Origin of the sequence: Novipirellula sp. (assembly GCF_041583735.1) — a bacterium.
In the GTDB taxonomy this organism is placed as follows: domain Bacteria; phylum Planctomycetota; class Planctomycetia; order Pirellulales; family Pirellulaceae; genus Novipirellula.
The window spans coordinates 1-10196 of record NZ_JBFHFD010000288.1 but is presented as its reverse complement, the minus strand read 5'-3'; the positions used below and the strand labels follow the sequence as shown (position 1 = coordinate 10196).

General features: G+C 54.4%; 6 protein-coding genes. All 6 read left to right on the top strand.

The window, feature by feature from the left end; genetic code table 11:
• The coding region (locus ABX962_RS19915) for a HEAT repeat domain-containing protein (RefSeq protein ID WP_372721774.1) at positions 1–2448 on the top strand (2448 nt) is incomplete at its 5' end.
• Positions 2449–2809: 361 nt separating this feature from the next.
• Complete coding sequence (locus tag ABX962_RS19910; protein ID WP_372721773.1) at positions 2810–4075, top strand: DUF1552 domain-containing protein; 1266 nt, start codon at positions 2810–2812, stop codon at positions 4073–4075.
• A gap of 68 nt (positions 4076–4143) precedes the next feature.
• Positions 4144–6483, top strand: coding sequence for a DUF1592 domain-containing protein (locus ABX962_RS19905; RefSeq protein WP_372721772.1), 2340 nt, complete (start codon positions 4144–4146; stop codon positions 6481–6483).
• 306 nt (positions 6484–6789) lie between these two features.
• Entirely contained in the window at positions 6790–8277 is a 1488-nt protein-coding gene (locus tag ABX962_RS19900; protein WP_372721771.1) for an arylsulfatase, read from the top strand.
• A gap of 39 nt (positions 8278–8316) precedes the next feature.
• The gene (locus ABX962_RS19895; RefSeq protein ID WP_372721770.1) at positions 8317–9846 is read left to right on the top strand and encodes a sialate O-acetylesterase; all 1530 of its coding nucleotides are present in this window, start codon (positions 8317–8319) and stop codon (positions 9844–9846) included.
• 72 nt (positions 9847–9918) lie between these two features.
• The coding region (locus ABX962_RS19890; RefSeq protein ID WP_372721769.1) for a sulfatase-like hydrolase/transferase at positions 9919–10196 on the top strand (278 nt) is incomplete at its 3' end.

Here is a 10196-nt window from a genome sequence, read left to right as displayed (position 1 = left end):
TTCAGCGCCAACGTTCTGCCGCCACTGATGACCTGTAAGCACCCAAATTTTCGGCCCGTCGATGTCAAGATCGGCCCCGACGGAGCGATCTATGTCGCCGATTGGTACAACTCGATCATTAATCATGCCAGCCATGATTTTCGCGATCCGCGTCGCGATCATGAGCACGGTCGCATCTGGCGAATCACGCACAAGGATCGACCGCTCGTCAAGAAACCCAAGTTCGATGGAACCACCACTGAGCAACTTGTCGATCATTTAAAGAGTCCCGAAACATGGGTACGCCATCAAGCGAAAAAAGAAATCAGCGAACGGGATCCCGACGAGGTCCTCGCGGTTCTGCAAATGTGGGTGGACCAACTCGACACCGAGTCCCCCGACTATGAACTTCATCTCGTGGAAGCGATGTGGGCGTGTCAAAATGTTGAACGTCCGAGCGAGAAGATTCTAACCAAGGTACTTGCTGCGTCAGACGGTCACGCGCGTTCCGCGGGGGCGCGGGTGATTCGCTACTGGCACGATGCGCTGTCCGATCCGATTGCGATGATTGCCAAGGCGGCTGCCGATCCCTTCCCACGAACACGCATGGAGGCGGTTCTGTCGGCGGGATTCATTCCTCAAGCCGATGCGTTTGCGGCGGCGCTGAATGTGGTCGATCATCCCGGCGACCCTTTCCTCGACTTGGCATTGCCCCAAACGACGAAGGCCCTCGAACCGTATTGGCGTCCAGCGATGGAGGCAGGAACGCTTCGTTTCGCCAAAGCATCCCACAAGGCGGCTGCGGAACGAGCTGCGGGAATTGGTTTTGCTGAACGGATTGATCACTTTCTCAAACAGCAAGACCCCAGTGAGAAAGAGATCAGCGAATTTCGCGACCAGTTTATCGCGATGGGCACCACCGATGATCTTTTGCGAATCGTCGCCTCGTTGACCAGCGGAAAGGATTCACGATCGGATGATGCACAAATCGCGCTGCTTGAGTCGCTCAAGTCGATGGCAAATTCGCGTTCCTCGGGTGTGCTTCGTCGGCGTTTGCGTTCGTTAACGCGATTACTTGACGATGACAACGCGACCGTTGCCTCGCTTGCCGCAGAGAATCTTGCCGCTTGGAAAGCCAACAAGGTCACAGAGCCACTGTTGGATGTTGTCCAAGACGAAAGTCGTCCTGCTGCCGTACGTCGGTCTGCCGCGGTCGCGTCGGCCAAGCTTGGTGGCGGCAAAGAACTGCAAATCCTTACGAAGCTCGCAGAACATCGTGATCCAGAGACTCGCTACTGCGCACTGGTTGGCATCGTCGCCACCAACATTCAGCAGGGGACGAAGTTGGCTGTGGCGCTGTTCAGCCAAGCTCCAGGCGAAGCGGATCCTGTTCCGTTGGTTCAGGCAATCCTGAAGAATCGAAACGGAGCCAGCGTTCTCTCTGATGCGATGAAAGGTGTCGAGGTTCACCCGGCGGTGGCCGCTCGTATTGATCAGTTTCATCGGTCGACGGGGTCGCTACCTGAGAATCTGGCGAAACAGTTTCGCCCCTCGCAAGATTCCGAGTCGCTCAACTTGCAATTGTTGGCCGAAGATCTAGCGCAACTGACCCATGATGTGGAAACGGATGGCGATGCGATTCGAGGTGAAGACATCTATCGACGCAAATCGCTGTCGTGCACGAGCTGTCACGGCATTGGTCCCGTCGGCCCCGTCATCGGTCCGAATTTGGTAGCGGTGGGTGCAGCGGCCAAGACCGACTATATCGTCGAATCAATTCTGCGACCCAACAAAGCGATTGCCGAACACTACGAAAACCGCATGTTTGTATTGGACGATGGAACGACTCAGACCGGCATCGTGACGTTCCAAAGTGATGACGAAGTCGTCGTGCGAGACGCGGCACAAGGTGGAAAAGAAATCCGTCTTGCTGCGGATGAAATCATTGCCGAGAAGGCGATGAATTCGGCCATGCCTGCGGGACTTGTCGATCAACTCGGCAGTCGTCAAGAGTTTCTTGATCTCGCAAAGTTTGTCGCAGCCTTGGGTCGACCAGGCCCCTTCGCCAATGATGAAAGTCCCGTGATTCGAAAGTGGCATCTAACCGCCACTTCCAACTTTGATGAACCGCCGGCCGCAGACACCTCTTGGGTCACAGCGTACAGCAAAGTCCGCGGTGAATTGCCTGCCGACGATTTGCCAAGCGGAGATCACGTGCTCGCTCGAGGCTATTTGAATGTATTGGTCCCTGGTGGGGTGCAATTCAAAATCAACGATTCTGTGGGACTCAAACTTTGGGTCGACGGAGAGGAGATCCTCGATCCAACCAAGACCCTCACACTGGCCAAGGGACGGCGAGCGGTAACGATTGGGATCGACCGAAGTCAACGCGGCGATAAGGGTTTAAAAGTCGAACCGATTGCGGCGCCGCAGTCGCCGGTGAAATTTCAAATCGAAGGTGGTTTTTGAGGAGACAGCTTTTTTCGGGGACAGGCACACTTATCGCCCACGCGTATCGCTAGCATTGCGTCGGCTCACGTGGTCAACGGTCTGAGGTCAACCTTTTGGAATCGTCGGAACAATAATCGACGGGTTTTCCTGTAGCGGAAGTCGTCAAGACTTTCGTTTTTCAGGCTGGTCGAAACTCTTGACGAATTCCGCTACGTCAGCAATGACTCCGACGATGCTTACCGGCTTCGCAACAGATTCGGGACGCAATTCGTTAGTCAGATGTCGCAAAAGTTGGTTTTTTCTCATCCAAAAGTAGATAGGATGAGTTTGTATTGCCGCTAATTCGATGGCGACTGCGTCGCTACGGAAGGACGAAACCATGAAAGCCTTGTCAAGTTCGCCACCAGCCCGCCGATCCTTCTTGAAGGCCGCAGGAATCACGATCGCGCTGCCGATGATGGAATCGGTCGCCACCCCGGCTGGAAAGAGCGACGGCGGCGATGCGATGCGAATGGTTTGCATCAGCCCGACGTTGGGCGTCTATCCCAAAGCGTTCTTTCCAAAATCGACAGGGGCGAATTTTGAACTGACCCCAACGCTCAAACCTCTGGAAAACTTGCGGGGCGATTTCACCGTTTGTTCCAACATGGATCATCCGGCGATCTTTTCCGGCCACGGTGGCATCTCGACGTTTCTTACCGGGATTCGCGGCGGCAACGTCGTTTCGATGGATCAGCTTGCGGCTGAATACGCAGGTTACCAGACGCGGTTTCCGTCCATGCACGTTGCCGTCGGCGGCGGAATGAATGCCTCGTGGACCTCCTCGGGCATCCGGGTCCGCGAACTAGGGGATCCTCGTGACATGTTCGACCAATTGTTTGTGCCCGATTCGGCTGCCGCGATCAAGGAGCGTGAGCTACGGATTCAGGAACAGGGCAGCATCTTGGATCTGGTTCGCGAACAAGCCAAACGATTCGCGCGTCGAACCAATCCGGCCGATCGGCAAAAGTTGGAAGAGTACCTGACGGCGATTCGTGATGCCGAAACAAAATTGCAAGGCATGCAACGTTGGGCAAACGTTCCCAAGCCAAAGGTGAACTACCAACCCGAGGGACATCCGCACTCAGGTCAGGATTACGAGTTCCTCGCACCGATGATGTTCGACTTGATCCTGTTGGCCATTCAATCGGACTCGAGCCGCGTGTTCACCGCTGGATTTGGCATGCACAATCGGATGATCGAACTCGATGGCGTTTCCACCGGTTATCACTCGCTGAGCCATCATGGCAATCGTCCCGACATCCTTCGACAATTGGGCATCATTGACAATTTTTATATTCAGCAAATGGCTCGGTTTGTCCAAAAGTTGAAAGATTCTCCGTTGGGTAATCGCGGTGATGGCACGTTGTTGGACAAAACGATGGTGTACTTTGGCAGCGGCATGGGCGACGCGGCTCGGCACAGCAATCGAGATCTGCCAGTCATCTTGGCCGGCGGTGGTTTCCGGCATCAAGGCCATGTCGACTGCAAGACTCCCGGCGGTGAATCGACGCCACTGAATAATCTTTACACCACGATGCTACAGACATTCGGTGTCGAGATTGAAAGTTTTAATGGTGCGACCGGAACGTTTAGCCTCTCCTAAAAATGATGTGCAGCAAACCCTCTCCCGATCACCGGACTCCTCTTGCACGCCACGCCACAAAACCGAGGTTGCAGCCTTCGATCTTGTGGTTGGCGTCGGCTCTTCTTCTGTTCCCAGCGACACGGATTGATGCGGATGACTTTTCAACCATCGAACCGATGATCCGCCAGCATTGTGTTCGATGTCACAATGCGGACGAGCAAGAGGGCGACGTACGGTTGGATCAACTGTCCAGCGTTGATGCCGAACTGCTGACCAAGGTCTATGAACAAATTGCCAGCGGGTTGATGCCGCCTGAGGATGAACCCCAACCTTCGGCCGCACAGCGCAGCGTGCTGGCGAAACAAGTGCTCGAACTTGCCAAACAATCGCCTAGCGAGAACGTGGGTGGGCTGCGGCGGCTCAACAAACGTGAGTATCAAAATACGGTTCGCGATTTGTTGGGACTGAATGATGGCAACTTTGACCCCAGTTCCTATATCTACGATGACAACGTGAACGAAGGCTTCGACACAAACGCATCGTCGTTGGTGATGTCCGACGAATCACTGTTTGAATACATGGAGGCCGCTCTGTGGCAAGCCTTGTTCACCATGGATGCCAAACAACCAGAGCCGAGGGTGTTCGAGGTTCCCATGCGTCAGCTCACCGGGGCGTCGCGAAGGTATGAAAACCAAGGCAAGGATTTTTATACGTTTCGAATCGGAGGTAACTCGAAAATCGTTGACGGCAAGGCAACGCGAAACTGCCAGGTACCGGGTCGCTACCGGATCACCGTCACCGCATCGACCGTCGACGAGGACCGATACCCTGTCAAATTTGTTCCCAAGAATGAACCGCCCAAGTTGGCGATTGGGGTGGTCTCGGCACGGCGAACCGGGGTCAATGAGCTCGGCAAGACAATCGAGACATTTCCGCTGATCTACGACAAAGAGCAGACATTTACGGTCGAAACCTGGATTGACCGAGATTTTTACCCTTACCTTCGTATGGCGAACGGAACCTCGAAACCGATCGTGCAGATTCGGGCAGCGCTGCGAAGAAGCAAGTTCAAAAAATCGGACTTTGCTGGTCCCTTTCGCGGTCCTGGCATTCGCGTTACCCAGTACAAGATCGAAGGCCCGTTCTATGAACAATGGCCGACCGAGTCGATGAAGACCACGTTGTTGTCGGACAAGATGCCCGATCTGACCAGCGCCACGGCGCGTGAATATCTGCTGGGGCGGTTCGCCATCCGAGCCTTTCGGCGACGCGTCACTCGAGAAGAAATTGGGCTCTGGTTCGATTATTTGAACCAGCAATACAAACAGTCTCGCGATTGGAATGATGCGGTCGTCAAGACGATGACCGCGATGATGGCATCGACCGATTTTCTGTACCTGTTCGAAGAACAAGGCAAACTGAGCGATTTCCCGCTGGCAAGTCGGCTTTCGTATTTTTTCTGGAGCACGATGCCGGACCAGGAATTGTTTAGTGTCGCCAATTCGGGCAAGCTGACCGAACCAGCAACCCTGAGGGCTCAGGTATTGCGGCTGATGCAAGACCCGCGAGCCGATCGGTTCTGCGAGAGTTTTGCCGATCAGTGGTTGGCACTGGATGAACTCGGAACGATGCCGCCTGATAACAAAACAAGGGAGTTTCGGATCTATGGCGAGAGCATGGAGCAGGCGATGCGTGAGGAAACGCGACTGTTCTTTCGCTATGTCTATGAACAGAATCGGAGCGTCGCCGACTTTATTGATTCAGACTATTCCTTCATCAACAACAAACTTGCCGAACTGTACGGATTGCCCAAACAAAGTGATGGCAAGTTTACGCTGACCCAACTTCCCGCGTCTTCAAAACGAGGCGGGCTTTTGACTCAGGGAAGCGTGTTGACGCTGACATCCAACGGGGTTGAAACGTCGCCCGTGGTTCGTGGGGTTTGGGTGCTCGATCACTTCTTGGGCACGCCTCCGCCACCACCGCCTGAGGAAGTGCCTGCAATCGTGCCCGATCTAATCGGCGCCACGACGGTCCGTCAGATGTTAGAAAAACATCGCAACGACAAAGCCTGTATGCAGTGCCACAAACGAATCGATCCACTCGGTTTCGCGTTAGAAGCGTACGACCCCATCGGACGCTATCGCACCAACTACACTAAACGGCAAAAGGTCAGCACCGACGGTACTTTTGGCGGCCAGGCGTTTCGTGACATCGATGGCTTGAAGAAAATCCTGGCCGCTGATCTGCGACCCTTTGCCCGCAATTTGATCATCCGTATCGCCGAATATGCCAAGGGCCGCGAACTGGTCGCCGCCGACTACCCCATCGTTGAATCGATCGTTCAGCAGACGCAGAGAAACAATTTCCAACTGAAAGAAATCGTTTACCGGATCGCGACTAGCGAATTGATGACGCAGCGCTGACCAAGTCCGCACCCCCCAATCGCCCGTTTTTCATCTTGAATCTCGAGATCGACCACGACGTCGCAAATTGACAGCAGTTTGTCGCAATACCTTATTGATTCGCCCTCGAGCCTCAAGCACAGTGGCCTGATTCGATTGTAGGCTTCCTTATTAGGCAGGGCATTCGCAGACAAACCGGCCTGAAACGCAACGACGGATGACGGCGGCGGTCAAACAGTCGTTTTACAATACAAACGCCTATTGATTCACATCGTCCGTCCCCCCCACCCACCGCACTGGCTTCGAAGCTCTTAACAGGATAGCACTTTGAATAAAACAATCACGACCATGGTCCTCTGCCTGATGGTGGTTTGGAACGGTACGGATGCGTCGGCAATTGAACCGAATTCGCCTACCAAACCGAACATTGTGTTCATCCTTTGCGATGACCTTGGTTATGGCGATGTGCAATGCTTGAATCCAGAGCATGGAAAGATCGCGACGCCCTCGGTCGACAAACTGGCTGCCGAAGGAATGATTTTCACCGACGCCCATTCTGGATCATCGGTCTGCACGCCAACACGTTATGGATTGATGACGGGGCGTTACAGTTGGCGAACGAAACTGCAACATGGCGTGGTTCAAGGGTTCTCGCCCAATCTGATCGCCGAAGATCGACCGACGGTGGCCAGCTTTTTGAAGTCACAGGGATACCACACCGGCATCATTGGCAAGTGGCATTTGAACTTTCAATATGTCAATCCCGACACCGGCACCGAACTCAACAAGAAAACAGTAAAGAAGGGTTTGGCGCCGGTCGGCAGCAAGATCCCAGACGGTCCGATCCATCGCGGATTTGACTACTTTCATGGATTCCATCACGCTCGGGATATGAAATGCGTGATCGAAAATGACCAGGTCATCGAGCTCGACGAAGAGATCAACATGCTGCCGCGGCTTACCCGCAAGGCGGTCCAGTACATCGACGAGCGTGCAAACGACGCAAACGAATCGCCGTTCTTTCTGTACGTGCCGTTTGGTTCTCCGCATACTCCGATTGTTCCCACATCGCAGTGGCAAGGTCGAAGCGGAATGGGTGCGTATGCGGATTTTGTGATGCAGACCGATGCGGCAGTCGGAGAAATCACCAGCGCACTTCAGCGGAACGGTCTCAGCGACAACACACTTGTCATCTTCAGCAGTGACAATGGATGCTCCAAAGCGGCCGACATCCCTCAGCTCGCCAAACAGGGGCACCTTGTCAGTGCAGGTTATCGAGGTTCGAAAGCTGATTTGTGGGATGGCGGACATCGCGTTCCGTTCATCGTCCGTTGGCCGGGCAAAGTGGCCGCGGGCGCGAGCTGCGATCAAACAATCTGTCTGACCGATTTGTTTGCCACGCTTTCGGATTTGACGGGGCAATCACTGCCTGAGGGCAGTGCCGAAGACAGCGTTAGCTTTCTGCCAGCCCTGAGCGGCGAACCGATAGCTTCGACACGCGCTGGCGTGATTCATCATTCGATCAGTGGCCACTTCGGCTATCGACAGGGAAAATGGAAGCTACTGTTGGCAAAGGCGTCGGGGGGCTGGAGTTCTCCGACTGAAAAACAAGCCGCCAAAGGTAGCCCGATCGCTCAGCTGTATGACATGCAAAACGATCCCGCCGAAGAAAGGAACTTGTACGAAACGCATCCCGAAGTGGCGGAACGTTTGCTCGCCCAACTCGAGGCGGATGTCACACGCGGACGCAGCACCGCGGGATCCGAATCGAAAAACGATGTCGACACGATCAAACTATGGAAGAGCGGAAAATAGAGCGACATGCACCGAAACGAGATCCAAAACCAAGGTAAAATGATGAAAACTTCTCTCGCACTCGGTCTGCTGATGGCCGTCTTGGTGCCCAGCACCGCGATCGCCGAGCTCCAATTAGGTTCGCTGTTTACCGACCACATGGTGCTGCAACGCGACGCACCGGTTCCCGTCTGGGGAACTGCAGATCCGGGGGCCACCGTCACCGTGAAATTTGCCGGCCAGGAAAAAAAAGCCGACGTCGCAACCGATGGCAAGTGGATGATCCAACTTGATCCGCTTTCCGCTTCGTTCGAACCGCAAACGATGACCGTCACGTCGAATTTGAATTCGACAATTGAGAACCAGCAATGCGCCGACGTCCTTGTCGGCGAAGTTTGGATTTGTTCGGGACAATCCAACATGCAGTTCGGTGTCGATGCGGTGCCCGAAGTCAAGGCGTTGATTCCACAGACAAAAAACATTCGCAACTTTACGGTCAAACGCAGCGTCGCGTTGACCGAGCAGGAGCGCTGCGAAGGCCAGTGGGTCGATCGCTATCCTGATAGTGCGGTTGCGTTTGGCTTTGCTCATTTTCTGCAAGCGTCCGCGGACACTCCGGTTGGCATCATCTTGTCGTGTTGGGGAAGCACGTCGATCGAAGCATGGATGCCCCGCGACATGACCGAAACCGTGCCCCATTTCAAAGTCATGATGGAAGAGTTTGACGCCAACACCGAAGCACAAGCGGAAATCAACGCTATCCTCAGTGGCCCTCAACCTTGGAGCGGCAAGGAGGATATCTTTTTGCGTCGGCAATCCAACATCATCTACAACGCGATGATGCATCCGCTTGCGCCTTATGCGTGTCGTGGTTTGGTGTGGTACCAAGGCGAACGTAACACGCAGTCGATGCACGGGATGGTCAAAGAGCCTTGGTTTTCCCGCAACTCAGGCATGCGTATTTATGGCGATGTGCTGAAGCAATGGATGCAGCGGTATCGCCAGCAATGGAACCAGGATGATTTGCACTTCTTAGTCGTGATGTTGCCGGGATACGGAAACGTATTGAAAACGTCACCCGACGTACCTCGTGATAACCCTGCGGCGCACTCGTGGGCCTGGATGCGGGAATCGCAGCTCAAGGCTCTCGAACTGCCGCATACCTCGGTTGCAAACACCATCGACTTAGGCGACATCAAGAACGTCCATCCGAAAGACAAGCTGCCGATTGGGCGGCGATTAGCGCTGCTCGCAGCGCGTGACACGCTCGGGCAGAAGGTCGAAGCTCAAGGCCCCGTCTTTCAAAAAGTCGAGACCCAGGACAACTCGTTAGTCGTCCATTTCAAACATGCCGAGGGTCTAAAGACAACGGATGGTTCCTCGCCCAAGGCGTTTTGGTTGGCCGATGATGATCAGAAGTGGGTTCGAGCCGACGCGACGATCCAAGGCAAGAGCGTGGTTTTGCAGTCCGCTGAATTGGCAAAGCCGTTGTACGTTCGCTACGCCTTTGTCGGAAAGCCAGACGTGAATCTTGTTAACGACGCCAATCTACCGGCCCTTCCGTTTCGCACCGACCGGTTTGAACCCTAAAGAAGATATTCCCAAACCTTCCATTGGATCCTGGCCAAACACTCCCTCAATCGAATACAGAAGAAAATCAACATGTTTGTACAGCGCACATCGCACTTCTTGATGTTTGGGTTGGTCGTTAGTCTGATGGCCACACAGCCAGCGTTTGGCAAAGAGCCGCCGCCCAACATCATCATCTTCTATGTGGACGACCTCGGATGGCAGGATGTACAGCTCAATGACGTCGATGATCCGTGTCCCTACGAGACGCCAAACATCGTGAAGTTAGCCAAGGCAGGGATGAATTTTACCGAAGGCTATTCACCCGCTCCGTCCTGTTCTCCCTCACGCGCCGGGATCATCACGGGGCA

Coding starts and splice junctions, on each gene's coding strand:
- ABX962_RS19895 (WP_372721770.1), top strand. CDS start 8,317: ATGATGAAAACTTCTCTCGCACTCGGTCTGCTGATGGCCGTCTTGGTG.
- ABX962_RS19910 (WP_372721773.1), top strand. CDS start 2,810: ATGAAAGCCTTGTCAAGTTCGCCACCAGCCCGCCGATCCTTCTTGAAG.